The organism is Chlamydiota bacterium (assembly GCA_016178055.1).
Classification (GTDB): domain Bacteria; phylum Auribacterota; class JACPWU01; order JACPWU01; family JACPWU01; genus JACOUC01.
In genome coordinates, this window is the sequence record JACOUC010000071.1 from 25,075 (window position 1) to 52,065 (window position 26,991).

Annotated in this window: 19 protein-coding genes, 1 pseudogene and 1 riboswitch; of the genes and pseudogenes, 12 read left to right on the forward strand and 8 right to left on the reverse strand. The window is 40.7% G+C overall.

Features of this window, described 5'->3' with window-relative positions; translation table 11 throughout:
* Positions 1-24 precede the first annotated feature (24 nt).
* Both HYS07_10460 and HYS07_10465 read left to right on the forward strand, forming a co-directional pair.
* A complete protein-coding gene (locus HYS07_10460; GenBank protein MBI1871599.1) occupies positions 25-429 on the forward strand; it encodes a helix-turn-helix domain-containing protein in 405 nt (134 codons plus the stop codon).
* On the forward strand, positions 413-1,081 hold the full coding sequence (locus HYS07_10465) for a nucleotidyl transferase AbiEii/AbiGii toxin family protein (protein MBI1871600.1): 669 nt from the start codon (positions 413-415) through the stop codon (positions 1,079-1,081). Before HYS07_10460 ends, HYS07_10465 begins: the two co-directional genes overlap by 17 nt.
* Positions 1,082-1,083: 2 nt before the next feature.
* On the opposite strand, the gene HYS07_10470 is transcribed toward HYS07_10465, so the two are convergent.
* Entirely contained in the window at positions 1,084-2,349 is a 1,266-nt protein-coding gene (locus HYS07_10470) for an ATP-binding protein (GenBank protein ID MBI1871601.1), read from the reverse strand.
* A 128-nt stretch (positions 2,350-2,477) separates the two neighbouring features.
* Here HYS07_10470 and mnmG point away from each other — a divergent pair, with 128 nt between their 5' ends.
* The 6 genes from mnmG to rsmI all read left to right on the forward strand — a co-directional run bounded on the left by mnmG (position 2,478) and on the right by rsmI (position 9,531).
* Entirely contained in the window at positions 2,478-4,337 is a 1,860-nt protein-coding gene (gene mnmG, locus HYS07_10475; GenBank protein MBI1871602.1) for a tRNA uridine-5-carboxymethylaminomethyl(34) synthesis enzyme MnmG, read from the forward strand.
* A 324-nt stretch (positions 4,338-4,661) separates the two neighbouring features.
* Positions 4,662-5,318, forward strand: a complete 657-nt coding sequence (locus HYS07_10480; protein ID MBI1871603.1) for a hypothetical protein — start codon at positions 4,662-4,664, stop codon at positions 5,316-5,318.
* A 260-nt stretch (positions 5,319-5,578) separates the two neighbouring features.
* The gene (locus HYS07_10485) at positions 5,579-6,385 is read left to right on the forward strand and encodes a ParA family protein (protein MBI1871604.1); all 807 of its coding nucleotides are present in this window, start codon (positions 5,579-5,581) and stop codon (positions 6,383-6,385) included.
* Positions 6,386-6,478: 93 nt separating this feature from the next.
* Positions 6,479-7,345, forward strand: coding sequence for a ParB/RepB/Spo0J family partition protein (locus tag HYS07_10490; protein ID MBI1871605.1), 867 nt, complete (start codon positions 6,479-6,481; stop codon positions 7,343-7,345).
* A 31-nt stretch (positions 7,346-7,376) separates the two neighbouring features.
* Complete coding sequence (locus HYS07_10495) at positions 7,377-8,519, forward strand: M48 family metallopeptidase (protein MBI1871606.1); 1,143 nt, start codon at positions 7,377-7,379, stop codon at positions 8,517-8,519.
* A 160-nt stretch (positions 8,520-8,679) separates the two neighbouring features.
* A complete protein-coding gene (gene rsmI / locus HYS07_10500) occupies positions 8,680-9,531 on the forward strand; it encodes a 16S rRNA (cytidine(1402)-2'-O)-methyltransferase (protein MBI1871607.1) in 852 nt (283 codons plus the stop codon).
* A 137-nt stretch (positions 9,532-9,668) separates the two neighbouring features.
* On the opposite strand, the gene HYS07_10505 is transcribed toward rsmI, so the two are convergent.
* The 7 genes and pseudogenes from HYS07_10505 to HYS07_10535 form a co-directional block, all read right to left on the reverse strand.
* Entirely contained in the window at positions 9,669-14,381 is a 4,713-nt protein-coding gene (locus HYS07_10505) for a S8 family serine peptidase (protein MBI1871608.1), read from the reverse strand.
* 1,128 nt (positions 14,382-15,509) lie between these two features.
* Positions 15,510-16,778, reverse strand: a pseudogene (locus HYS07_10510) (S8 family serine peptidase).
* A 38-nt stretch (positions 16,779-16,816) separates the two neighbouring features.
* A complete protein-coding gene (locus tag HYS07_10515; protein MBI1871609.1) occupies positions 16,817-17,110 on the reverse strand; it encodes a hypothetical protein in 294 nt (97 codons plus the stop codon).
* Positions 17,111-17,236: 126 nt separating this feature from the next.
* Positions 17,237-17,412: riboswitch (cyclic di-GMP riboswitch) on the reverse strand.
* A gap of 197 nt (positions 17,413-17,609) precedes the next feature.
* Entirely contained in the window at positions 17,610-17,939 is a 330-nt protein-coding gene (locus HYS07_10520) for a DMT family protein (protein ID MBI1871610.1), read from the reverse strand.
* A 46-nt stretch (positions 17,940-17,985) separates the two neighbouring features.
* Positions 17,986-21,456, reverse strand: coding sequence for a pyruvate carboxylase (locus HYS07_10525; GenBank protein MBI1871611.1), 3,471 nt, complete (start codon positions 21,454-21,456; stop codon positions 17,986-17,988).
* Positions 21,457-21,563: 107 nt separating this feature from the next.
* Positions 21,564-21,914, reverse strand: coding sequence for a type II toxin-antitoxin system PemK/MazF family toxin (locus HYS07_10530; protein MBI1871612.1), 351 nt, complete (start codon positions 21,912-21,914; stop codon positions 21,564-21,566).
* Positions 21,915-22,146: 232 nt separating this feature from the next.
* Entirely contained in the window at positions 22,147-22,545 is a 399-nt protein-coding gene (locus HYS07_10535; GenBank protein MBI1871613.1) for a hypothetical protein, read from the reverse strand.
* Between the two features lie 123 nt (positions 22,546-22,668).
* Between HYS07_10535 and HYS07_10540 the strand changes: the two genes are divergently transcribed.
* The 4 genes from HYS07_10540 to HYS07_10555 all read left to right on the forward strand — a co-directional run bounded on the left by HYS07_10540 (position 22,669) and on the right by HYS07_10555 (position 26,977).
* Positions 22,669-24,240 (forward strand): AAA family ATPase, encoded by a 1,572-nt coding sequence (locus HYS07_10540; protein ID MBI1871614.1) that lies wholly within the window; start codon positions 22,669-22,671, stop codon positions 24,238-24,240.
* 265 nt (positions 24,241-24,505) lie between these two features.
* The gene (locus HYS07_10545; GenBank protein ID MBI1871615.1) at positions 24,506-24,985 is read left to right on the forward strand and encodes an AIR carboxylase family protein; all 480 of its coding nucleotides are present in this window, start codon (positions 24,506-24,508) and stop codon (positions 24,983-24,985) included.
* Positions 24,972-26,003, forward strand: coding sequence for a phosphoribosylaminoimidazolesuccinocarboxamide synthase (gene purC, locus HYS07_10550; protein ID MBI1871616.1), 1,032 nt, complete (start codon positions 24,972-24,974; stop codon positions 26,001-26,003). The genes HYS07_10545 and purC overlap by 14 nt, the downstream gene beginning before the upstream one ends.
* Positions 26,004-26,008: 5 nt before the next feature.
* Positions 26,009-26,977, forward strand: a complete 969-nt coding sequence (locus tag HYS07_10555; GenBank protein ID MBI1871617.1) for an RsmB/NOP family class I SAM-dependent RNA methyltransferase — start codon at positions 26,009-26,011, stop codon at positions 26,975-26,977.
* Positions 26,978-26,991: the final 14 nt, after the last annotated feature.

Below are 26,991 nucleotides of genomic sequence, written 5' to 3' on the forward strand. Positions count from 1 at the left end.
TTCAAAATAGTGTATAATAAATCCATGCTACAAGATATTTTTCTGACTGCAACCGAAGCAGCAAAAAAACTAGGAATTACAAAATCCTTAATGGCTCGATATTGTCGAGAAAAGCGCTTAAAACAATGTTTAAAAAAGGGGCACATGTGGTTTATTCCGTTATCTTCTTTTGATCGTTTTAAAAAAATTCAAGATGGTTATTCTTCTGGAAGGCCTCGAAAAAAAGTTCGATATTCAATCTTCTGGAGAGAACAATCCATTCCATCGAAAGAAGAAGCAATTCCTATTCTCTTTAGACGTGCCCCTCAGCTTATTCCTAAAATGATTCCAAAATCCGTCGCAGAAAAATACGCCTGTGAAGGAAGAACCCCTCTTGAAAGGATTTTCCGTAAGAGCATGATTCGAGGACTTTATGAGAAAAATCCTTAAAGAACATTCTAGAGAAGATATTTTATTGCTTGCCCAATGGGTTTTAAAAGTCCCGCTTATTCGCAAAAATTATGCCCTTTCGGGAGGAACATGGTTGACTTTAAGGCTTCCCCAGTATTCACGTTACAGCAAAGACGTAGATGTTCTTTCCTCAAATGAGGGGATTTCAAGTCATAAAGCGATGCTTGAAGTCGTCAAACAATGTAAACGTGAAAAAGTTCGATATGAAATCACACGTCGAGGGGAGCATTTCTGTCAACTGTATATTCACTATCCCAAATTTGAAACAAAAGTCGATATTGGAAAAATTTGGCGTCCGGTAACGTTACTTTATGATCCTCAATTCCACTGTCCTATTTTATCTGAAAAAGATATGATTCTGGAGAAACTCCACTGCATTGTGGATCGAATTGAACCCACGGACATTTATGATTTGTACCTTCTTCACACGAGTTACCCAAGTGAATTTAGAAAGGCCCTAGAGAATCTTTCAGAAAGTTTAGAGGTGAGCCAACTCTTGATTCAAATGAATCGTTGTCTGGAGTTAACAGAGGGGATTGGAACAAAAGAAGTTCTTTCTAAAAAAGAGACCCTTTGGATGAATTCGCATTTGCCCAAATTAATCAAAGATATTCATGAGGGGATGAAATGAGGTTAACCACACAACCACTTCCAAAATGGAATTATTTCGATGATTCGCCCCTCTTTTTTTTCTTTTCCTTCTTCATCCCAGGTGATGATTTTTAATGTTCGACACGATAGGTCTTTTGAGGCCTTGAGAAGAGCACGGATTTCTCGGTGAACCGTTTCTTCAGAGGAAAGAGAATAACAGACTTGGATAAGTTCCTTTGTCTTTAATCCTTCTCGGATTAAGAAGTCCACTTCAAAACCCTCTTGAGAATAGAAATAAAGTTCCTTCTCCCTGCGCTTCAATTCTAAAAAAACTGCATTTTCAAGAATTCTCCCCTGATGAGGTGCAGTTCGGGGGACCACGGCATTTAAAAGCCCCGTGTCAATGCAATAAATTTTTCTTGGAGCACGCAGCTGTTCTTTCAATTTAAAAGAAAAGGCCTTGAGTTGAAATAAAAGATAAGCCTCTTCAAGATAGTCAAGATAGTTTTTTACAGTATGCACGCTCTTCATTTCAAAAATGTTTCGAATTTTGTGAAAACTCAACCTGGAAGAAAAATGAGAAAGTGTAAAGAGGGCAATTTCTTTAAGATCCAAGACATGTTTGATTCTATATCTTAAAACGATATCTCGAGTTACAAGACGGTCATACAATTCCTGTAAATAGCGCTGTTTTGCCTCTAGTTGAAAAACTTCGGGGAATCCTCCATATTTCAAATACTCCTCCAGACGTTTTTTAAGGATGGCCCTCTCACGTGTCGTGGCAACAAGAGATTTGGGAAGAGAAACATCATGATAAAGAAGAAACTCTTTGAAGGAGAAAGGAAAAAGCTCTAGGGTAAAGTGTCTCCCCGTCAAGTGTGTGGCCAACTCTCGGCTCAAAAGTTTAGAATTACTTCCCGTAACAAGAATATTGTATCCGGCCCTGTGCAGTCGATTCACAAAAAGTTCCCAACCCTCAACATTCTGAATTTCGTCTAAAAAGAGAAATCGAATCTCTCCATGAATTTCATGGAGGACTTCCAAAAAATTATTGAGATCTTGAGCTTTCACCCCGATCAATCTTTCATCATCAAAATTGATATAACCGTGTTGAATGTTCTTGAGTAGATCTTGACAGAGGGTTGATTTTCCACACCGTCGAACACCTGTCACCACCTTAATAAGATGAGAGGTCATGAATTTTCGATGAAGAAAAACACTTTCCCTTTGAATCATTTTATTCTTAGAGAATGCTCTCCTTTCCTCTCTTTGTTCAATCAATATTTGTCGGATGATTTCTTTGTTCATTTAATTTTTATATCCTGTAGATTGCACAAAATATGTATATATTGTGCAGTATATAGCACAATTAAAATTTCGTCTACATCTTTGTTTTTTCTGTACGCTAACCGCTAAACGCTGTACGCTATTTCGCTATGTATACCTATCCAAAATCTTATGATGTGATTGTCGTAGGAGCGGGTCATGCAGGCTGTGAAGCTGCCTTGGCCACTGCCCGGATGAACCTAGAGACCGCCCTTTTCACGATTAATCTGGATACCGTTGCTAAAATGCCCTGCAATCCTGCCATTGGAGGCGTTGCCAAAGGACATTTGGTCCGAGAGATTGATGCCTTGGGAGGAGAAATGGCCAAGGTCACGGACCGGACCAGCATTCAATTTAAAATGCTTAATACAAGCAAAGGCCCTGCCGTTTGGGCACCTCGAGCTCAAGCTGATAAAAAACTTTATGCAGCTGAAATGAGACATATTGTTGAAAAGCAGGCCCATTTAGATTTAAAGCAAGGAATGATCGAAGAAATTTTAACACAACATTCTCATGTAGAAGGAGTTGTAACTAATTCGAATACAATATATAAGTCTAAAATCGTCATCATTACGACCGGAACTTTTTTAAAAGGCCTTTGCCACATCGGAGAGTCTTCTTTCGCCGCTGGAAGGGCTGGAGAATTTCCATCGTATGGTCTTTCTGATTCCTTAAAAAAATTGGGATTTGAATTAATTCGTCTGAAAACAGGAACACCGCCACGGATCAATGCCCGATCTATCGACTACAGCAAAGTAGAGATTCAGCACGGAGATCCAGGAGTCTACTCCTTTTCTCATTTTCCGGTCGAGAAAAGATTGCCACAAGTGCCTTGCTACATTACCTATACAACAAAAGAGACGGCTTCAATTATTCGTGAAAACATTCATCGCTCCCCTCTTTATTCTGGTAGAATTGTTGGAATTGGTCCCCGGTATTGTCCATCCATTGAAGATAAAATCATGAGATTTTCCGATAAACCTCGCCATCAGATTTTTTTAGAACCCGAGGGATTGGATACCGATGAAATTTATATCAATGGCTCTTCGACAAGTCTTCCAGAAGATGTTCAGGAAAAAATTGTGCGCTCGATTATCGGGCTTGAAAATGCCCAAATCATTCGCTATGGCTATGCCGTAGAATATGATTTTGTCCCGCCCACGCAACTTCATGGAACACTTGAGACTAAAAGGATTGAAGGGCTTTATTTAGCGGGTCAGATTAATGGAACAAGTGGTTATGAAGAAGCTGCAGCCCAAGGACTTATTGCTGGAATCAACGCCGGACTTAAGTTGCGCGAGAAACCACCCCTGATTTTGAAGCGTTCAGATGCTTATATCGGTGTTTTGATTGATGATCTTGTGACCAAGGGAACTAAAGAGCCTTATCGAATATTTACTTCACGCGCAGAATATCGACTTTTGCTTCGACAGGATAATGCAGATATGCGATTGATGAAATATGGATATGAGGTGGGTCTAATCCATAGAAATGCTTATGATAAACTTCAAGAGAAAAGAAAAATGATCGATGTTGAATTGGAGCGATTAAGGAAGGCTTATCATGGTCAAGAAAGTCTTTATCAAATTCTGAAAAGACCTGGAAAAAGTTATGCTGACGTTATTCAGCTTCAAGTCAATCCCATCAAAGACTCGTCCAAAGAGGCAAAAAAAGGACCTGATCTTTCTCAAGAAATTATTCGTCAAGTTGAAATCGAAGCTAAATATGAAGGCTATATTCACAGGGAATACCAGTTAATAGAAAAAATGTTAAAATTAGAAAATAAAGAAATTCCCTTCATTTTAGACTTTAAAAAAATTAAAGGATTAAGAATAGAGGCCCAGGAAAAACTTAATTTTATTAAGCCACGTTCAATTGGCCAAGCTTCCCGTATTTCAGGTGTTTCCCCAGCAGATATTTCTACTTTATTGGTTTACCTGCATCAGGTTAAGAAAGAAAATTTTTCTTAACTTATCCCTAAGACCAAAATTGTTCCACGTGGAACAATGATGAAAATCCAAAAATCAAACATCAAAAATCAAAATGACAAATCAAAATTTAAAATGTTTCTACGATGTCATTCTTATCTCTCACCCGAAATTTGGGCCTTCTACAAAATCAAACTTGCTCCGTCCACCTCAACTTGTCTGACAATAAGTCTGGATAGACCTGATTGACTGTGGACTGTAGACTGATTTGCAAAATGATAGTTTATGTATGATAATGGTAAGAGCTTTCAGATTTTTAAAAATTATTTTTGTCTGAGTGTGTAGTCACATGAAAAGGGGGTAGCATTGAAAGTTAGATTGCTTGCTCAAATCTCATATCTTTCTCTCATATTTGGCTTCATTGATTATAGAATATGCCTTGCTGATGAAATGAAGAGAAATGTTTTTCTTCTTGGCATTCAATTGGGAGGTGCAGAGTGTACAGCTTCTTTAAATGAAGCATTTTCAAACGCTGAACGACCTGGAGCATTTAATTTAATCAAACGAAATGTGTCTTGGAGCATTGATACAGCTCGGCGGATGGGAAATCCAGCCAATTCGCTTGTAGAACTTCAATCTCAATTAGACCAACTTTCTTTTTCTCAAATTCAAGAGCGTTTGATTAAAAGTATCGAATCTGAACAAAACAGTTGGGAAAGTTTAAGTACTCAGATTTCGAGTCTTTTTATATTAGGAGTTCATTTGGAAGGAGCTGAGTGTGTCGCTTCGGGTGTTCAATCTTTTTCACGAAAAGAAAAACCCGGAAGCCTCGAATTAATCAAAAGAAATGTGATTTGGGTTAAACAAGATGTAAAAGATGTCAAATTGAATCTTGCAGTTAATCAGATTGATGAATTGCTCGTTGCTATAGATCACGATGCTTCTTTCTTGGATATTTTAAAAAGATTAGAAAAAATACGCCTGGCTTGGCAGAAGCAACTCGAGTCACAGCCAGCATTTTAGATATATCTTATCGTTTCACCATAAACTTTCAGTTCACCTAAGTAGATCTGGTTAATTCAAAATTTAAAAATCAAAATGCAAAATGACAAATTAAAATCCAAAATTTCTAATGCTATTGCAATGGATGTATTTTAAATTTTGCATTGTCATTTTGCATTTAAATGTTGATTGTTCATAAAACTATTATTATCATTCCTCTTATCATCCATAAGATCATTTAATTCGTTCCACGTGGAACAAAATGATCAAAAAGGGGGATCATGGGAAAAATCATTGCTGTAACGAATCAAAAAGGAGGTGTAGGGAAGACAACAACGGCTGTTAATCTATCGGCTTGTTTATGCCGTTTAAATGTCAAGACCTTATTAATCGATATTGATCCACAAGCCAATGCGACGAGTGGGGTTGGATTAGATAGAAATAAAATTAAAAATAGTATTTATGATGTTCTTGTCAAAAAAATACCCCTTGAAGAAGCTATTTTTGAAACCCTTTTTGATGGTTTAAAAGTGATTCCATCTTTACCTGATTTATCCGGGGCTGAAGTTGAGCTTTTAGAAATTGATGATAAAAATAATATTTTAACCAACTCTCTATCAATCAGTAAAGATAGTTATGAAGCCATCATTATTGATTGTCCTCCTTCATTAAATGTCTTAACCATCAACGCGCTATCTGCTTCAGATCTTGTTCTCATGCCAATTCAGTGTGAGTACTATGCCCTTGAGGGCCTAAGTCAATTGCTTAAAACAGTGGATCTTGTAAAAGAAAATATTAATCCAACACTTTCCATTGCAGGGATTTTGTTTACCATGGCAGATATCCGGACCAATTTAACGCGTCAAGTGATCGACGAGGTTAAAAAATATTTTCCTGATCGCGTTTATGAGACCATCATTCCTCGAAGTGTTCGTTTAAGTGAATCACCCAGTTTTGGAAAACCCATTCTTTATTATGATGAAAAATCGATTGCTTCGGAGAGTTATCTTCAATTTGCAAAGGAGGTTATCGAAAGAAATTTATCACCAGTGCCTGTGGTAAAAAACAGTTCAAAGTTCAAAATTTAAAGTTCAAAGAAAAAGCCGGAACAATTACGTGTGGGGATCTTTGAACCTTGAACTTTAAACTTTAAACCGTCTTTAAGAAGGAGGATTAAATAAATGGCTAAGCAAGCTCTTGGCAAAGGGTTAGGTGCTTTGATTCAAAAAAATGAAAATTTAAAAGTTGATGCGAGCAAGGTCGAGTTTATTGACATTCACCTGGTGGATGCTAATCCCCAGCAGCCTCGAAAAGATTTTGAGGCCGTGTCACTAGGCGAACTTAAGGACTCGATTAAAACAAATGGCATTCTTCAACCCATTTTAGTCCGAAAACAGGGGAGTCGTTATGAATTAATTGCTGGAGAAAGACGATTAAGGGCAGCTCGAGAACTTGCTTTAACAACGATCCCAGCCCTGATCAAAGAAACGACGGATGAAAAATCTCTCGAAATTGCCATCATCGAAAATATTCAGCGCCAAAATCTCAATCCTATGGAAGAAGCCCGAGCATTTATGAAACTGATGCGGGATTATAAATTAACTCAAGATACTGTAGCAGAAAAAGTTGGAAAAAATAGAGCGACGGTTGCAAACACCTTACGACTTTTAAATTTGCAAGAGGAAATTCAAGAGATGATTGAAAAAGGTTTGATTTCCTTAGGCCATGCAAAAGCCATTTTAGGAGTTTCAAATCCTTCCGAACAATTAAAAATTTCCAAAGAGATTGTTGCAAGAGGTCTCTCAGTGAGAGAAGTAGAAGAAAAAGTTCATTTTTCAAGAAAACTTCCCCTTCATAAGACCCGGTCGCTTCGAAGGGATCCTGTGGTTCGAGAAATTGAGGAAAAATTGGAATCTTCTTTACATACAAGGGTTTGTATCAAACAAGGAGTTAAAAAAGGCCGTATTGAAGTTGAATACTATTCATCCGATGATCTTGAGAGATTGGTTGATCTTTTAGCCCCATCATCGATTAATTTAAAAATGTAAAATCTCCCACCTTAAATAAAAAATTTATAAAATGGAAAATAATAAAAATAATACTATAATCTATTCTAAATCAAAATGTTATGTAAAAATAAAAAGAATAGTTATTGTCATTGATTTTTTAGTTACATTTATTTATCTCTTATTTATACAAATAAGTGGTTTATCTTTATCAATTTATAGCCAAATTAAATTGTTTAATCCCAATTTTTACATACAAAATATGTTATTTGTGGTAGTTTTTATAATAATATCGACATTTGTATTCCTGCCTTCCCATTATTATAGTCAATTTTATTTAGAGCACCGATTCCAACTTTCGAAACAAACGTTACGTTCCTGGTTTTGGGATGGAACAAAATCCTTTTTTTTAAATTTGATTTTTTCTATTGTTTGTCTAGAGACGGTTTATTTTTTACTTAAACAATTTTCAAAAACTTGGTGGATTTTAGGGACTCTTTTCTATTTTTTGTTTACACTTGTATTAAGCCGTCTTGCTCCGACCTTCATTCTCCCACTTTTTTACAAACTCAAACCCTTAGAGGATACCGCTCTTGTCGAAAGGTTAAAGGCCTTGTCCGAAAAAGCCGGAGCAAAAATTATTGGCGTTTTCCAAATGAATATGAGCCGGAAAACCAAAAAGGCAAATGCTATGTTTACGGGTATCGGAAAATCAAAAAGAATTATTCTAGGGGATACTTTACTTTCAAATTTTAAACCGGACGAAATAGAAACCGTGCTGGCACATGAATTGGGGCATTATTATCACAAACACATTTGGCGTCTCATTTTCTTAAATTTTGGAACAACACTGCTTGGATTTTTTCTTATTTCTAGAATTTTGTCGATAGTCCTTTCGACTTTTGGGATTTTTGAAATTGCAAACATTGCAGGGTTGCCAACGTTTCTGCTAATTCTTTTTTTATTTTTCCTTTTCGTCATGCCTTTACAAAATGGTTATTCTCGAAAACTTGAAAGACAAGCCGATCAATTTTCTCTTGAGAGAACACAAATGCCTGATGCCTTTGTGAGAGCCATGCAAAAATTGGCTGAGCAAAATCTTTCAGAGATAAATCCACATCCTTGGATAGAATTTCTTCTTTATGACCATCCCAGTATTAGAAAAAGAATTGAATTTGCAATAAATTTAAAATCCAAAAATCAAAACGCAAAATGACAACCTAAAATCCAAAATTTCTAAGGCTATTGCAAGGGAGACATTTTAAGTTTTACATTGTCCGACAAGATTTTTGATGTTTGATTTTTGGATTTTCAAAATTGAACACCAGAAAGATTCATAAGTTTCGCAAAGACTTGATTATGAACGAAAAAATTTTATGACCGGTCAACTCTATATCGTAGCGACTCCGATTGGAAATCTTGAAGACATTTCTTTGAGAGCACTTAGGACTTTAAAAGAAGTGCATCTCATCGCTTGTGAAGATACAAGACAGACGCTTAAACTTCTTGAATTTTATCAAATTAAAACACCTTTGGTCAGCTATCATGATTTTAATGAGGAGAAAAGGGCCCATGAGCTGGTTGAGAAGTTGAGGAAAGGAAATGATATTGCTTTGGTCAGCGATGCAGGAACTCCCGGAATTTCAGATCCAGGGTATCGAATTATTTCTCTGGCTGCAGAATTAAAGTTTTCCATTATCCCCATTCCTGGGGCCTCTGCTTTTTTGAGCGCTTTAGTGATTTCAGGACTCCCGACGGATCGTTTTATATTTGAGGGATTCCTTCCAGAAAAGAAAATGGCAAGACGTAAACATCTGATGCTTTTAAAAGAGGAAGAAAGAACGATCGTTTTTTATGAATCTCCTAAACGTATACACGAAAGTCTAGAAGATGCCCTTGAAATTCTTGGGGACCGAAGAGCCACACTTGCCCGCGAGCTGACCAAAAAATTTGAATCGGTTGAAAGGGGATCTCTTCGTGAACTTGTTGATGGCGGTACGAACAGCTCTCCTAAAGGAGAATATGTTCTCGTCCTTGAAGGGAAAAAAGAAGTCTCTTCACGAGCTCAGGATTCTTCCATTGAAGAGGAAATTGAAGAGGCAATTCAAAAATTACATCTTTCTAAGAAGGAGGCGATTCAGTGGGTGGCCCATCGACGAGGGAGTTCAAAGAGAGAAGTTTATCAACATACACTGCGTGAAAATAAGTCCTCCAACTCTCCTTTTTAATTCAAAATTTAAAAGTCAAAATGCAAAATGACAACCTAAAATCCAAAATTTCCTATGCTATCTCAAGGGAAACATTTTAAGTTTTACATTGTCCGACAAGATTTTTGATGTTTGATTTTTGGATTTTCACAGTCCATTTATTCAATTTTCTTCCTAAAATAAACAGTAGCATCAATATTGAAAGAAGCCGTTTGATTATTCTTGCTCCAAATCCAATAAGAGCTACCGCCTGAAAAACCAGACACATTCTGTCCCCAGGGAGCTGCTCCATAGACTCCCCAAGAAGTTGCATTCTCCCATGAGGTATCATTAAAGTCTTTCTCTTTCCAATCTGAAGGGGCGTTCGTTGAACATTTCCAGGTGGTGTCAGAATTGAGTGAATAAGTCCCCGTCATTTTGAAAAGCATTCCTGCTTTATAGCCATGGTCTTTCGCTTCCACAGCGAGAATATCTCCTGAAGAAGCAGAAATACTTGTATTCTGAGGCTGATACCATTTATTCCCACTCGCAATGAGCTTTCCATTAAGATACATTTTACATTCATCATCGCATGCCGATTGGATTTTGCATTGTCCGACAGGGGCATTCGCATCTCCCACCTTGAAGCGAAAGTAGGCGACAGGATTACTTTCAAAATCGGAGGGACCAACCCATTCGGCTGAAGCATCAATTCCAGGGCGTATTCCCCAAGGGGAAGATCCATTTTCCCCAAGGGACGAGGCGTTCAGCCAACTGGAGGTATCATAATTCTGAGAGGTCCAAGAATTATTATTTCCACTCATGGATTCTGTGGTAACAACCCATGTGGTATTTGAGACGATGGTTTTCCCATTGTAGTCCATCGATGCAATGAGTCCACCCGGTCCGCCAAAATTATCGACCTTAAAGGCGATGACATCTCCTTTGTTGACATTAAGACCAAACGATTTTGTTTTCCACCATTCGCTGCTACCTCCGATGAGTTTCCCATTTTGATAAAGGGAGAATTGATTGTCCGCAGTGACATAGATCGTTGCATTCGGGAGTTCAGGAATGGTTTTACGTGTATAGAAATGAATGTTTTTTTCTGTATCGAGGCTTCCCCAGATCCAAGAATGAGCGGCATCCGTTGACGACATTTGGTTCAACATTCCAGAGTATCCCCATGGACCTGAGCCCAAGCCGTAGAGTTCAAGCGATGGGGCCCAGTGACCATCATCAAAACTCTTTTTCTCCCAGTTTGTTTCTTGGAAAAGAGATCCCTTCCATGAGGAATCCGTTCCGATCGATCTTCTTTTACCATTGTCATCAATATAGGTGATTAATGCACTCAGTCCTCCGGGTCCTCCTTGATTGATTCCATGAATGGCAAACAAAGTTCCCGTTTTGACCGTAGCAATATACGTTTTAGGAAGCCACCAAGAGTCCCCTGAACCTAAAGATTGACCATCCATCCAGGCTTCAAAAACATTGTCGGCTGTAATGTTAATTTTTGCATTCAGTGTGAAATCAACTTTAAATCTCACATAAAAAGTGGATTCAAAAGGATTTTCGAGCCCTATCCAATAGGCTGAGGAATCAAATCCATTTACAACGCTTCCCCAAGGGCCCTTTCCGTAAGGATAATGTTCGCTAGCCGATTGCCAGGAGGTATCGTCAAAATTAATTTCTTTCCAATCTGAGGCTGCCGTCTTTGAAACCTTCACAAGAAAATTGGAAGGTTTGATCTTGCTTCCATGTTGAACTTGAAAAATCAAGCCCCCAATCCAACCATAATTATTCACTTTGATGGCGATCGAATCTCCAAGCTTGCATAAATGGGTACCTGGAATATACCATTTTGAGCCCGTTCCAATGAGTGTCCCATTAGCATAAAGTTGATACGCATCATCTCCCGATATCAATATTTTTGCAGGATAGTCTGTACCACTTAATGGGTCTGTCCCAATGGATTTCTCCTGCCCATCTGTATAACCATCTGAATCCGAATCAGGATTAAAGGGATTGGTCCCCAAGGCCAATTCGTCTTGGTCGGACAAACCATCAGCATCTGAATCAAGGCTGGAGCTCAAAATTACATTAGAAATAAGAGCCACGTTTCCGACATCATCCTTCGTTTTGATTGCGACGTAATAAGTGCTTTGGAGAAGATTGATTCCCGATAGAGTGAATGTTTCTGTGCTTCCAGCCGTTTGAGGTGTGGGTGGACTTGAAACGAGTGTGCCTTGCGAGAAATTAGATTCTGTGATCATTGAAGTTGAATAGCGAATTTCATAGGATGTGGCTTTGCCGGTCATCCCATCATCTCCAGGCGCTGTCCACGAAAGATTCATCGAAGTGGCATTCGGTAAAGAAGTCACTCTTAAATCACTGATCGCACTCGGAGCTGAGGTATCTTGTGAAACTTCTAATTCAGCATTTAAGGTGACAGAACTTTTTTGGGGATCATTGCTTTTGATATTAATCGCACCCTTATAAGTTCCTCCCGAAAGATTTGTTGCATCGTATTGAAGGGTAACGGTGCTTGATTGATTGGGAGCGACAGTTCCAGAAGTCGGTTGAGCTGCGAGCCAGGCATAATTGGTTTTAGCATCTAAAATCTGAAGATCATCGACATACAGTCCTTCGTAAAAGTTGAGATAGGCATCGACGGTGTTAAAGGTGAATCGTAACAACACCTTATATCCCTTGTAAGAAGTTAAGTCGAGCTGTCCTGAAGAAGTCCAGGCTTGTTCAGAGGCATTTTTAGAATCTTTATACCAAAGGAGGTTCCATGTCTTTCCACTATCTTTGGAAATTTCTAAATAGGTTTTGTCGTAAGACCCGTAGGCATAATTCTCGACACTTCGCCAAAATTGGAAGGAGAGTCCAGGACTCACTCCTGAGGTTAAATCAATGGGTGAAGAGGTAAGCGTTCCACTGTTCTTCGCCCCGGTGTCATAATTTCCTTTGGTTTCACTCCCATAGTAGAAAGAATGGGTTGGGCTGCTGTTTTTTCTTGTGGATTGATGCCAAAGTCCTGTTGCCGTCCATCCAGCAGCGCTTTCCATATCATCTTTATAAACCACTGAGGCTTCATCAGTCGTAGCCGATGGAACATTTGATAACCCGGAGATATTTCCGACATCATCAATGGCCTTGAGTGCAAAATAGTATTTTGTTTTTTGAGTGAGACTCGTGATGTTGAGTTCCTCTAGACTTCCCGAAGGTTTGGGAGCGGGAACTCCTTTCACAAGCGTAGCAGAACTAAAATTAGAACTGTTAATAACACTGGTCGAGTAGCGAATCTCATAGGAGGTCGCTGTTCCACTCCCTCCATCATCTCCCGTCGCCGTCCATTTCAGCTTGATCGTAGAGTAAGAAACCATTTCGCTAGAAAGATTGGTCACGTCGGCAGGAGGGATGGTTTCCAGTCCTTGAAAGGCTTTATAAACATTGAGTCTTCCTCCCGATATCACCTTATCTGAAAGGCTAGAAATTTTATCGACATTGGCAAGGATTTGATTTTTGACTTTCAGATAATTCCACGACTGATTTCCTCCCCAAACGAGAGCACAGGCTCCAGCCACATGAGGGGTTGCCATGGACGTTCCACTCAGTGAGCCATAAGAATTATTGGGCAGTGTACTGTAGATACTCACGCCAGGAGCTCCCAAATGAACGGTTTTTACACCGTAACTTGAAAAAGAAGCGAGGTTATCATTATGATCCGTTGCAGCAACAGCAATCACATTTTGCACATTATAGTTGGAAGGATAATTGGGAACTTGGTCATTATTGCTTGAGCTATTTCCAGCGGCTGCCACAAAGAGACACCCTTTAGAATCTGCAAGTTTGATGGCATCGTATAAAGCTTGAGAATATCCACCGCCACCCCAGCTGTTGCTCATGATTTTGGCCCCATTCTTAGCAGCATAAATCACCGCCGATACTGCATCAGAGGTATAACCAGAGCCACTCCCACTCAAGAATTTAAGAGGCATAATTTTTACAGTCCATGAAACACCAGCCACACCTACCCCATTATTGCCAACGCCGCCAATGGTTCCAGACACATGAGTCCCGTGCTTGTTGTCGTCCATGGGGTCATTGTCTTTGTTGACAAAGTCCCATCCTCGAATATCATCGACATAACCATTCCCATCATCATCTTTACCATTATTTGCAATTTCTCCCGGATTCGTCCAGATATTGGTGGAAAGATCCTGATGGCTGTAATCAACGCCTGTGTCGATGACCGCAACCACCACACTGGTACTCCCTTTGGTGATGTCCCAAGCTTCGGGGGCGTCAATATCGGCATCCACTGTTCCTCCCGTTTGACCTGTGTTATTGAGGCCATAAAGGCTGGAGAAGGATGGGTCATTGGGAATGGCCATGGTTTGGACAATATAATCAGGCTCAGCGTAGTCCACCAACCCGCTTGCCAAATACATGCGTGCCAATTCCATCGGATCAATTTGGGCAACTGTTTCAATTAATCGAGCACCAATTTCAGGATAGACTCTTATGGTATGAGCATCCATTTGCTCAGCCAGATCTCGGATGGATATTTCGGACACTCCCTCTTTAAATTTCACCAAAATTTGTGAGGGGGCATACGCCGCTTTTTCTGATGAATTCGTCAGGGCATCAGGTTCGATGGATTCTGTTCCGATGGCACTGGCGCTAGGAACTTCAGAAATATCATAGGTCAAATTTTCATCACCCGTATTTTGAATCGTTAATGTTTGAGATCCTGTCTGACCCGTATTCAAAGACATTTTTGGAATGCTGGAAGGAGTAACATTCATTTTGGGACCTGTTTTTGTTTTCCCGCTCACAACGTTTGAAAGGCTTGATGTATTGCCCAAATCATCGATCACCTTCATTGCAAAATAATAAGTTGTGCCCGCTGAAAGACCCGCCACTTCGAAAGATTCTGAAGAGCCTACAGGTTTTGGAACGGGCTCTCCAGACACCTGAGAAGCGGAAGAAAAATTAGAATCGTTGATGGAACTTGTCGAATATCGAATATCATAGAGGGCGGCTGTCCCCGTATTCCCATCATCTCCTGTGGCCGTCCATCCTAACGTTACCGCATACTGTTCGAGTTCACCTACGGCTAAATTCGTCACCGCCGCAGGTGGAGTGGTATCGGCTGAGCCTTCTGCCATGATTTGAACATCATCGACATACCAACCCTCGTAGCCATTATAAAGGGCATCGAGTGTGTTAAAATAAAACTGGACTTGAATGGCTTTGCCATCGTACTGCGATAAATCAAGTGCAACCTGAGACCATTTTCCTCCCGTTGAATAATATTTTGCATGGGTTTTCCACGTCACTCCTCCATCCTTTGAAACTCGAACAGAAGCCTCATCATAAGGAGGGAGATTTTCAGTGGTTAGATACTGGCTAAAAATCAACATCGAAGAGGTGGCCGAGGTTAAATAAATTTTGGGAGAGGTCGAGGATCCATAATTTGACTGACCCGTATTGTAAGTACCGGAAGACTCAATCCCGTAATAAAAAGCAGTGGTCGGGCTCATCGATTTTCGATTTGAAAGATGCCACAATGTTCCACCTCCATTTCCATCGGTGCCACTCGTCACCCAATTATTCTGACCATTCTCAAAATTTTCTTTGTAAAAAACCGTTCCATTGGTTGTGGTTCCTGAAGCCACATTAGAAAGAGTGGAGGTATTTCCCATGTTGTCGATCACTTTTAAGGCAAAGTAATATTTTGTGTTGGCTGAAAGCCCATCGACTTTATAAACTTCAGTTTGCCCTGAATCTTTGGGAGTGGGAAGACCCGTCACCTTGGTTAGAGAGGACCAATTCGAGTCATTGATGGTACTGGTTGAATATCTCAAATCGTAAGAACTCGCTTTCCCTGTTGATCCATCATCCCCCGTCGCTATCCATGTAAGTGTTTCTGTAAAATAGGATTGGGTCTGAACCGCAAGATTCGTGACAGGACTTGGAGGAGTCGTGTCATTATCCATAAAATTATAAACATTGAGTCGGCCTCCCGTGACTGTTTTCCCGGAAAGAGAAGCAATCGGATCTACAGAAAGGAGTAGCTTATCTTTAATTTGCGAGTTTGTTAAATTTGGGAGTTGGGACCATATCAATGCAACTCCTCCTGCCACATGGGGGGTTGCCATCGAGGTTCCACTCAGCGTTTTATACTGATTGTTGGGGGCCGTGCTGTAAATATTAACGCCTGGTGCGGCTAAGTCAACGGTTGTGAGACCATAATTTGAAAAAGACGCAAGGGCATCGTTATAATTCGTTGCTGCAACAGAAACAATGCTTGGATTGTCATAGGCCGCAGGATACATGGGAGACGAGTCTGCATTGGCCCCACTGTTTCCCGCAGCAGCAATGAAAAGGGCTCCGGCATTTCCATTGGCTGTAATAGCGTCTTTAAGGGATTGAGAAAACCCGCCACCTCCCCAACTGTTATTCGAAATTTTTGCCCCCATCTTGGTTGCATACTGAATGGCCAAAACCGCATTGGATGTTGAGCCGGAACCACTCGAGCTTAAAAATTTAAGAGCCATTAACTTGGCCTTCCAGACCACTCCAACAACTCCTGTGCTGTTATTCCCCACTCCTGCAATGGTTCCAGCCACATGAGTCCCATGATAATGATCATCCATGGGATCTCCATCCTTATTATAGAAATCATAGCCATGAATATCGTCCACATATCCGTTTCCATCGTCGTCCTTTCCATTTCCCGGCGTTTCGCTCGGGTTTGTCCAAATATTGGCTGCAAGATCGGGATGGTTATAGTCGATTCCTGTATCAATGACAGCAATGACCAAATTGGGATTTCCGGTTTGAGTACTCCAAGCCTCTGGGGCATCAATATCCGCGTCGACCTTTCCTCCGGTTTGTCCGGTGTTATTCATCCCATAGAGTTTGGAATAATCCGGATCATTGGGGGTCGTATCAATGCTCAAAAGATAATTGGGTTCTGCATAGCGGATTTTCGAAGATTTTTCGAGCTCGGCAATGGCTTCTTCAACCGAGGTGTTTGAATCTAGTTTATAATGATGAACATTATTGATGGAAAATTTTTCAAGACGTTCCGCGTTGATCAATCGTCTCAGCTGACGGATCTCAGCGCTCGAAACACCCGAATTATACCGAACGAGAATTTCGTCCGGAACATATTTCTTTTCTTCATCTGAAAAAATGTATAAACCCCCATAACCCCATAGCCCTAACCCCAACAACACAACTCCACACCTCTGGCTCCAGGTGGACTTCTTCATAGAATCCCGGCCCTTCTTCGCGTAGTGCTTGAGTGCGTTTATGATTCTACGTCTAGCGCTTCCACCTTCTGATTCGACTCGGCATATTCGATCTCAGAATTCTGATTCAGGACATCAATCAACTGATGAACATCCTGACCTTCTCGCGTGTGACAAAGAAAAAGATTTTCTACCAAGGAGTACTTTTCGATGACCGTTAGCTTGTATTGGTCGAACACGGATTGGATTTTTTCTTCCGAAACTCCAACCTTAAACCGGACGAGAATTTCTCCTTGAGTTCCCCTCTCCTCTAACTTGTCTTTTTCAGACTCAGCATTAAGAAAACTGGCCATAATGTTCATCTCCATTAGAATTAAAAGAATCATTCTCATCTGGCACCTAGAAACGTGAAAAAAAAAGCGCCCATTCTTTCACAGACACTTCTCCGTAAAAGAATAGACGCTTTATGACCTTCAACCTCTGGTAGCCTGGCAGCCCCTTAAGAACCACTGATCGTCGTTCGTATCTCGTATATCGCCAAAAAAAGGATTAAAATCCCTTATAGCCAAATGCGAGCCACGCTTCACGAAAAGCGGCCTTTTTAGGACCCATAGCTTTGCGTCCTACCCTTACGGATAGTTTGCCCTTTTCAGAGAAACTTATTCGATTGTTATATCACTCTTAATTATAAAACCATTACAGCTGATGTCAATAGATAGATCTTAGAATCACTGATAAATAGTCTCCAAAAATTCCTTAACTTATTGGAAAAGAATGAGTAACATTTAATTATTTTTTAGAAAAAATTTAATCTAAATCTGGAGTTAGATAAGAGATGCGAGGATAGAGAAATTACCATTCGTGAAAAATAAAGAAAACAGCAGCAACGATCATGCCAAAACCAACCAAATAATTCCATTTTAGGGGCTCTTTGAGATAGAAAAGAGAAAAAATGGAAAAAACGACCAAAGTAATGACTTCTTGCATGGTCTTTAATTGAGCTGCGCTATAGGATCCATGTCCGAAGCGATTGGCTGGAACTTGAAAACAGTATTCTACAAAAGCGATGAGCCAACTGATGATAATAACCTTCCACAAAGCGGACTGTTTAAATTTAAGATGCCCGTACCAAGCAAAGGTCATGAAAATATTAGAAATGGTTAAAAGAAATGCCGTTCTCATACTTAAAATGACGATATCAGTTTTGAAAAGATGAATCAATGAGTGATTATTGATAAGCCATGACCAAATCGCCAGCGTCAACAACATCGCCAGATTTGACATAAATCGTGGATAGGGTTCCTGACCGTGAGGCAGAAATGGAGGTTTCCATTTTCATGGCTTCAAGCATAAATAACTTATCGCCTTTTTGGATGGCGTCCCCTGTTTTTACAAAGACATCGGTCACTCTTCCGGGAATGGGAGAGCCTACATGATGCAAATTTTCAGGGTCTGCTTTTGGGCGTTTTGGAACAGTGACTTCGCGACCGGGATCTCTCACTTTGACGTCGCGGGGATCGCCATTTAATTCAAAAAATATCGTTTTCATTCCTTCGACATCCGTGTCAGAAATTGCAATCAGTTTGATATAAAGGGTTTTCCCCTCTTCAAGGTCAACCGCAATTTCTTCCCCCGGCTGCATCCCAAAAAAGAAGGTAGAGGTCGGAAGAATCGATGTGTCGCCGTACATTTTTTTATGAATAAGATAATCAACGGTGCCTTGAGGATACATCACATAAGAAATCACATCCTGTTCACTTACTTTAAAAGAGGTTTTTTTAGAGGAGGCTGCCAGTTTTTTCTCAAGTTCTACCCGACTTTCAGCCAAACTGATCAATGGTTTCGATTTCTCTTTCACTTGATCCTTAAGAACTACCTTTTGAAGACGTTTCGGAAATCCTCCGGGAGGAAAGCCTAAATCCCCTTTCAACATATTGATAACACTGGCTGGAAAAGATAAATGCTCCGCTTTTTCAAAAAAGCTATTTCCATCTAAATTATTTGCAACCATAAAAAGAGCCATGTCCCCCACCACTTTAGAAGAAGGGGTCACTTTGATCATGTCACCAAAAAGTTTGTTCGCCAGGGCATAGGCATTAATCACCTCATTCCATCGAGGGGAAAGGCCCATGGCCTCGGCCTGTTCATAGAGATTGGTGTATTGACCCCCTGGCATCTCGTGAAAATAGACTTCGGCCGAGCTTGAGCGCAAATGAGACTCGAAGGGAATATAATTTTTTCTTACCTCTTCCCAATAGGCCGAATATTCATTCAAAGTCGAAAGATGAAGCCCGGTCGATCGCTTATGATGCTCCAGAGCTGCCACAAGACTATTTAGATTAACCTGGGACATAATTCCACTCATGGAAGCAAGAGCCGCATCCGCAATGTTAACGCCCTCTTCTGCAGCCATTAGGATAGTCGCCGCCTGCACTCCCGTCGTATCGTGGGTATGTAAATGAATAGGAATCCCCACTTCTTCTTTCAATACCTTTACCAGAACTCTCGCTGAATACGGGCGTAGAAGACCCGCCATATCCTTAATCCCCAGAATATGAGCTCCTGCTTTTTCAAATTCCTTTGCAAGTTTGACATAATATTGCAGCGAATATTTTGTCCGCGTTGGATCTTCGATATTTCCTGTGTAACAAATGGCCGGTTCTGCAATGCGGCCTACATTTCGAACCGCCTCGATTGCAACTTGAATGCCCTTTAATTGATTAAAGGCATCGAATATTCTAAAAATATCAATCCCCGTATCCGCTGCAAGTTGAACAAATTTTTTGATAATGGCCGATGGATAACTTGTATAGCCCACCGCATTAGAACCTCGCAAGAGCATTTGCAAAAGGGCATTGGGCATCGCTTGACGAATCGCAGCTAGCCTTGCCCATGGATCTTCCTTGAGAAATCTAAGAGAGGTATCAAATGTGGCCCCTCCCCACATTTCGTAGGAAAACAAATGGGGTTCTCGCCGACACATCCCTTGAGCTACGCCCAGCATGTCGAAGGTTCGAACACGGGTGGCCAGAAGTGACTGATGAGCATCTCGAAAAGTGGTATCGGTGATCAAAAGATGCTTTTGCTTCCCGATCCATTCAATCAGTCCCTCAGGTCCCTTCTCATCTAAAATCTGTTTTGTTCCGGAAGGCACAGGGGACGTCCCATCATATTTCGGAATGCGAGGTGTCGGCATTTGCTTGGGCCTTTGAATGATTTTGGTATGAGGAGCCCCGCAAACAATGATATTTCCAATATATTGGAGCAACTTCGAAGCCCGATCTTGAGTTTCGGAAGGAACTTTAAGCTCCGGATGTCGCTCTAAATAATCCGTTTTGAAATGACCTTCTAAAAATTCCTTTTCCTTCATCACGGCGCGAAGAAAATTAATATTGGTTTTGACCCCTCGAATTCTGAATTCGGCCAAAGTCCGGTCCATGCGTTCAGCCGCCTCTTTTAAATGACGGCCATAAGTTGTGACTTTAACAAGAAGAGAATCATAAAAAGGAGTAATAATGGCTCCTGTATGAGCACTTCCAGCATCTAAACGAACCCCATGCCCTGCCGGAGACCGATAAGTCGTTAGGCGTCCATAATCAGGAACAAAATTGGCAGCTGGATCTTCCGTTGTGATTCGGCATTGAATCGCCGCTCCGCGATATTGAATATCCGATTGATTTAAAATACCAATCTCTGGATCTGAAAGTTGATAACCTTCTGCAATTCGAATTTGTGCCTTGACCAGATCCATTCCCGTGATCATCTCGGTCACGGTGTGTTCCACCTGGATGCGGGTGTTCATTTCCATGAAATAGAATTTTCCAAGCTCGGGCTGAACCAAAAATTCGACTGTTCCCGCATTTTGATAGCCCGTAGATTTGGCCAGATCCACAGCTGCCTTTAGGATTTTCTGACGAAGCTCTTCCCCATTTTTTAATCCATTTAAGAGGGACCCTGCTGGAGCTATTTCAATCACCTTCTGATGTCTTCTTTGAATTGAACAATCACGCTCAAAACAATGCACGACATTTTGATAGGCATCTGCCAAAATTTGGACTTCAATGTGCTTGGGATTTTCCACCAATTTTTCAATAAAAATCTCTGGCCGGCCAAAGGCGCTTTTGGCTTCTCTTTGAGCTTCTATATAGAATGATTTAAGCTCCTCTCTATCGCGAGCAATTCTCATGCCTCGCCCTCCCCCCCCAAAGACAGATTTCAACATAACAGGAAAATCGATCTCATGCGTAAACGCAATCGCTTCATCAAGGGTAACTGGATCTGGAGTACCCGGAATGACAGGCAGGCCTATCTTTTGAGCAGCATTTCGAGCGGCAACTTTATTACCCATCATGGCAATATGTTCTGAGGAAGGACCAATAAACGTAATCCCAGAGCGTTCACAAGCAAGGGCAAATTCGGCATTTTCAGAAAGAAATCCATAGCCTGGATGAATGGCGTCGATTTTCTTTTGTTTTGCAAGTTCGATAATCTCATCAATGGCAAGATAGGCTTTGAGAGGGCCTAATCCCCACCCAATGGGGTAGGCCTCGTCCGCCTTATAGCGATGAAGCGAGAGGCGATCTTCCTCGGAAAAAATCGCAACGGTCCTTGCCCCAAGTTCTGTCGCCGCCCGAAAAACACGAATCGCGATCTCACCTCGGTTGGCCACCAATATTTTTTGAAATTTTTTCTGATGCATGATCTAAGCCCAAACTTACGATCAACCCAAGTGGTGTAAAAGCAACATAAGTCGCTTTCCAATTTTCAGCCGTCTCAAAATAGCTAAGTCGAAACAAGATCAGTTTCTTAGCTAAACAAAATCTCTTTCAATATCTTTTCAATTTTGCTAAGAGTTTTTTGTCCTAATGATCCTAATTTCCTTTTTACGAGAGAATTGTGAAGCGAGTGAATCTTGTCCACTATAATGGCCGATGGCAATTTAAATCCAGAGATTGAAAATTCAGGATGAGAATCATCAATTTTTATGTTAAAGAGTCCCTGTCTATTTATGTTTGAGGTAACAGAACAGACAATGATATCTTCTCCTTTATTATTATAAGACTCTCGTGATAAAACTACAGCAGGACGGACCTTTTGAGATGAAAGATCCGTAAAAGGAAAACTTAAAAGTACAACATCCCCTCGCGATAAACTCATACGGGAAAGCCATCGTCCAATGAATAAACATCCTCATCTTCATCGTACAAGAAACTGTGTGAAGGATTGTTTCTTGATATCCATTCTAGAATTTCTTCATCGAGAGTTTCAAAGGTCTGATTTGTGAAATAGAAAAAAGTTACATTTGGAATGGACCCAATCTCTCTATTTTGTAATTTAATGGATGCGTTGCTTCCTAATATCTGCAGAGGATTTTCTATAGGATTCCTTCTCATAACACCGTACCTTTAACGAGATTAAACACTCTCTCTGTAACTGGCCTATCATCAATAAGAAGTTGAAAGTTATACTTTCCTTCATAAGGGAAAGCAACGTCAAAGAGTTCGAAAGCGCACTCGATAACTGCATTGGGATCCGTGGACGTGATTGTACCATGAATTTGTGCTATAGGTTTTAGATCTTTAAGACTGGAGTATTGAAGAATTGTCTTATAGCTTCCCCTGCAGTTAGTTACAGATATAAATACAAGCATTTTTTTATGACGGATGGGTAAATTATACGCCGCTATAGAATTAAAAATTCCTATCAAACTCTTTTTATTCGTTCTTTTGTCTTCGATGATTTCATCACATATAATCATCGCTAGTGCTTTTGGCCATTCCTGTTCCATAGAAGTAAAGGTATTCGTACAGATGCTTTAATTCAAGAAAAATATTTATTTTAGATTCATGAGAGATAATTTCCCATTGCGCTGGATACATAAAACGATAGAATGCTTGAAAAGGTATTGCGTATGGACAGCACAAAATCACATCTGAAGGAAAAACTTGACCTCAATTCCGAATTTAAGAAGGCCTTAGATGGAATGGAAAATACTTCTCAAAATATTTTCATCACAGGGAAGGCCGGAACGGGGAAATCAACCCTTCTCAATTATTTTCGTCATCATACCCAAAAGAAAGCGGTGGTTCTCGCCCCCACAGGAGTTGCAGCCCTTAATGTACAGGGACAAACCATTCATTCCTTCTTCCGTTTTAAACCAGACATCACTTTAGATAAAATCAAAAAAATTTCTTCCCGAGGCAAGAACATTTATAAAAAAATCGAATCGATTATTATCGATGAAATTTCCATGGTTCGAGCGGATATTTTAGATTGCGTTGATCGGTTTATGAGGCTCAATGGTCAAAACTCTTCGAGGCCTTTTGGCGGGGTTCAGATGATTTTTTTCGGAGATTTGTATCAACTCCCTCCGGTGGTCCCCTCAAAGGAGCGGGAGATTTTCGAACGGCATTACGTAAGCCCGTACTTTTTTGATTCACATGTTTTTAAAAATTTTCAGATGAACTGGATCGAACTCGAAAAAATTTATCGGCAAAGCGATTCCCGTTTTATCGAAATACTGAATGCCATTCGTAATAATACCCCCACCGAAGAACATCTTCGAGTCATCAATCAACGATGTAAACCGGATTTTGAACCTGACGGGAAGGATTTTTTCATTCAACTTACGACGACCAACGCATTGGCTGAAGAAATCAATGTGTCCCAACTGATGAAACTTCCTGGGAAACTGTATACCTATTCCGGGCTCAAGGAAGGCGATTTTAAAGATTCGTATTTACCGACAAAGATGGAACTGGGCCTTAAAGTTGGAGCTCAGGTGATGATGCTCAATAACGATTCATCGGGTCGATGGGTCAATGGGAGTGTCGGTCAGATTCAGGAGATTGATTCCAGTGAAGGAGAGGATGTCGTCTGGGTCAAGCTCACGAATGGAAATCGGGTCGAGGTCACCCCCTTCACCTGGGAGCTTTATCAATTTTCATTTGATGAAAAATCCCAAAAACTGACTTCACAGATGGTGGGCTCCTTTACCCAATATCCGATGATGCTCGCCTGGGCAGTGACCATTCACAAAAGTCAGGGAAGAACATTTGAACGTCTGGTGATCGACATTGGCAAGGGGACCTTTGCCCATGGTCAAATGTATGTGGCTTTAAGCCGGTCCACCTCTCTAGAGGGAATATTTCTTAAGAAGCCTGTTCAAAAAAGACATATTTTTGTCGATTGGCGGGTTGTTTCTTTTGTCACCCGATATCAATATCAACTCTCTGAAAAAAACATTCCTATGGATCAGAAAATGAAATTTATTCGTGAAGCCATTCAAACAAAAAAGAGCTTGGAGGTGATTTATCTTAAGACCAATGATGAAAAATCGAAGAGACTCATTCAGCCCTTTTTTGCAGGAGAACTGAACTATCAAGGCAAATCTTTCCTTGGAGTTCAGGCCTATGATTCCCAAAGGCAGGAGGAAAGAACCTTTCGTGTCGACCGAATTCTGGAAATAAAAGCGGTGGGATAGCCCGAATTTCTCATCACATTTCTACTCAGAGCGCCAATTCCGCCTCGTCTGCGTCGTCAAACTCGGTCGACCCTGCTCAACGTACTGTAAAGTACGCCTCACAGGGTCTCGGTCGTCTTCCTAGCATCCAAAGCGGACTTGACGGTCTCGCTACGAAATCTGATGAGAAATCCTGGCTAGAAGAAGGATTGCAAAGGGAAATTAACAAGTTTAGAATGAAACACTGTTTTAAGGATCACCGGCGACCATCTTAAAGGAGGTTTTTATGGGTCAAGTTGTTATTCTCATGGCTTCCAAGGGAGATCTTGAGCATTGCGAGAAAATGGCAAAATTTTTAAAAAAGTTAAATGTTCCTCACGTCTTAAGAATTGCTTCTGCCCATAAAGTTCCATTAAAGGTCTTAGAAATTATTAAAACTCACGAAAAAGAAGAAGCGGTTTTTATTACGGTTGCAGGACGCAGCAACGCCTTAAGCGGATTTGTCGATGCCCATACGAGTCTTCCTGTTCTTGCCTGCCCTCCCTACAGTGAAAAATTTTCAGGGGGAGACATTTTTTCGAGCCTTCGAATGCCTTCAGGCGTTTGTCCGATGTTTGTTCTAGAGCCTGAAGAAGCTGCTTTGGCAGCTGTGAAAATTTTGGCCATGGGAAATCCCTCATTAAAAACGAAGCTTCAAAAATATCAAGAAGAGAAGAAAAAAACTTTAGAGAAAGACGATGAGGAGGTTCGACGTGGGAAGCGTTAAAGATTTAAATATTTTGAGTCAGCCCGAAGAACATGCCTTGGGCGTAGGTTCCTTTCGTTTTTCAGATCGATATTCTGTTTTTGATTGGGGAGAAATGCCGGATCACATTGAAGGAAAAGGGAAGGCCCTGTGCATTTTAAGCGCTTATTTTTTTGAGAAGCTGGAAAAAATGGGGCTTAAAACCCATTACCTTGGGCTTATCGCAAATGGTCAGGTGACACGGTTATCAGAATTGAAAGAATCTATCGATACTCTTCAAGTTCGTTTGGTTCGTATTCTACGCCCCTCACTAGAAAATGGCGTTTTTAATTATTCTCTCTATCAGAAAGAGAAGGGGAATTTTCTTATTCCTTTGGAGGTTATTTATCGCAATGCTCTTCCTGAGGGAGCTAGTGTTTTTAAGCGATTAAAAGAAGGAAGCCTCACGCTTCACGAAATGGGATTAGATAAAATGCCCATTCCAGGCGAGAGGCTTCAAAAACCCATGCTGGATGTTTCGACGAAATTAGAAACCATTGACCGTTATCTTTCTTGGAATGAGGCTCGTACCTTAGCCAATTTAAAAACGGGAGAATTTGTTGCCTTAAAAGAAGCAACCCTTGCGATTAACCAACTCATTACCCAAGAGGTTGAACGGGTCGGTTTAGTTCATGAGGATGGGAAGGTTGAATTTGCCTTTGATGAACATCGAAATTTGATGCTGGTCGATGTTTTGGGAACCCCAGATGAATGCCGGTTTACATTTGAAGGAATGCCTGTCAGTAAAGAGATTGCACGCGTTTATTATCGCAAAACCCCCTGGTTTACGGAAGTTGAGGAAGCAAAGAAAAAGGATCGAATTCGCTGGAAGGAAAAAGTAAAAAATAGACCGGAACCTCTTCCAGAAGAATTCTTGAAATTGATTTCGCTTCTTTATCAAGCCTGTTCAAATGAGATCACGCAAAGAATTTGGTTTAAAACTCCGCCGCTTAAGGAAATTCTTTTGGGAATTCGTTCTTTTCAAGCTCTTACCATTTAAATAACATGCGTAGCGAAATTCGATCTCTTCCAAAGGGTTTCCTAGAAAGATTACAGCGTATTTTCCCGCCTTCTAAATGGGATACCCTGGCCAACACCTTTGCTGAAAAACGTCCCACAACCTTTCGTGTCAACCCGCTAAAATCATCCGCTTCCATTGTTCTAGAAAAATTATTGGCTCAAGGGTTTCGGGTCCAGAAAGTTTCATGGTATCCGGATGCACTGATTCTTCAGGGAGATTCTTTACGCGAGCTTCAGAAAACGGAAATGTATGAAAAGGGAGAAATTTATGTTCAAAGCCTTACGAGTATGATTCCCCCTTTGGTTTTAGACCCGCAACCCGGTGAAATGATTCTGGATTTAACAGCAGCTCCTGGCAGTAAGACGACCCAAATGGCGTCCTTGATGAAGAACGAAGGAAAGATTGTTGCCAATGACAACAACAAAATCCGATTTTACCGGCTTAAAGCCAATGTTGAAATGCAAGGGGTAAAAAACGTAGAACTTTCTTTGAGGTATGGAGAAGCCTTTGGACGAGAATATCCAAATTATTTTGATCGTGTGCTGGTCGACGCTCCTTGCAGTGCCGAGGGGCGTTTTGACGTTCATGATTCGGCAAGCTTCGGATACTGGAAACCCTCCAAAGTCCATGAAATGGCCCGTAAGCAAAAGAAACTCCTTTTCTCAGGAATTTTAGCTCTAAAACCCGGCGGCGTTTTAGTTTATTCTACTTGCACCTTTGCTCCCGAGGAAAATGAAGGGGTTTTGAACGAGGCACTTGAAGCATTTAAAGACAAAATCGAAATCGAGCCCCTCTCATTGAATATTCCCAATGTAATGAATGGTTTAAAAACCTGGGAAGAAAAAACATTCCACCCATCAGTGACACGCTCTCAACGAATCCTTCCCAATAACCAAATGGAAGGTTTTTTTGTAGCAAAGATGAGGAAGAGGAAAAAATTTCCCTTCCCTTAAGGGAGTCAAATTTG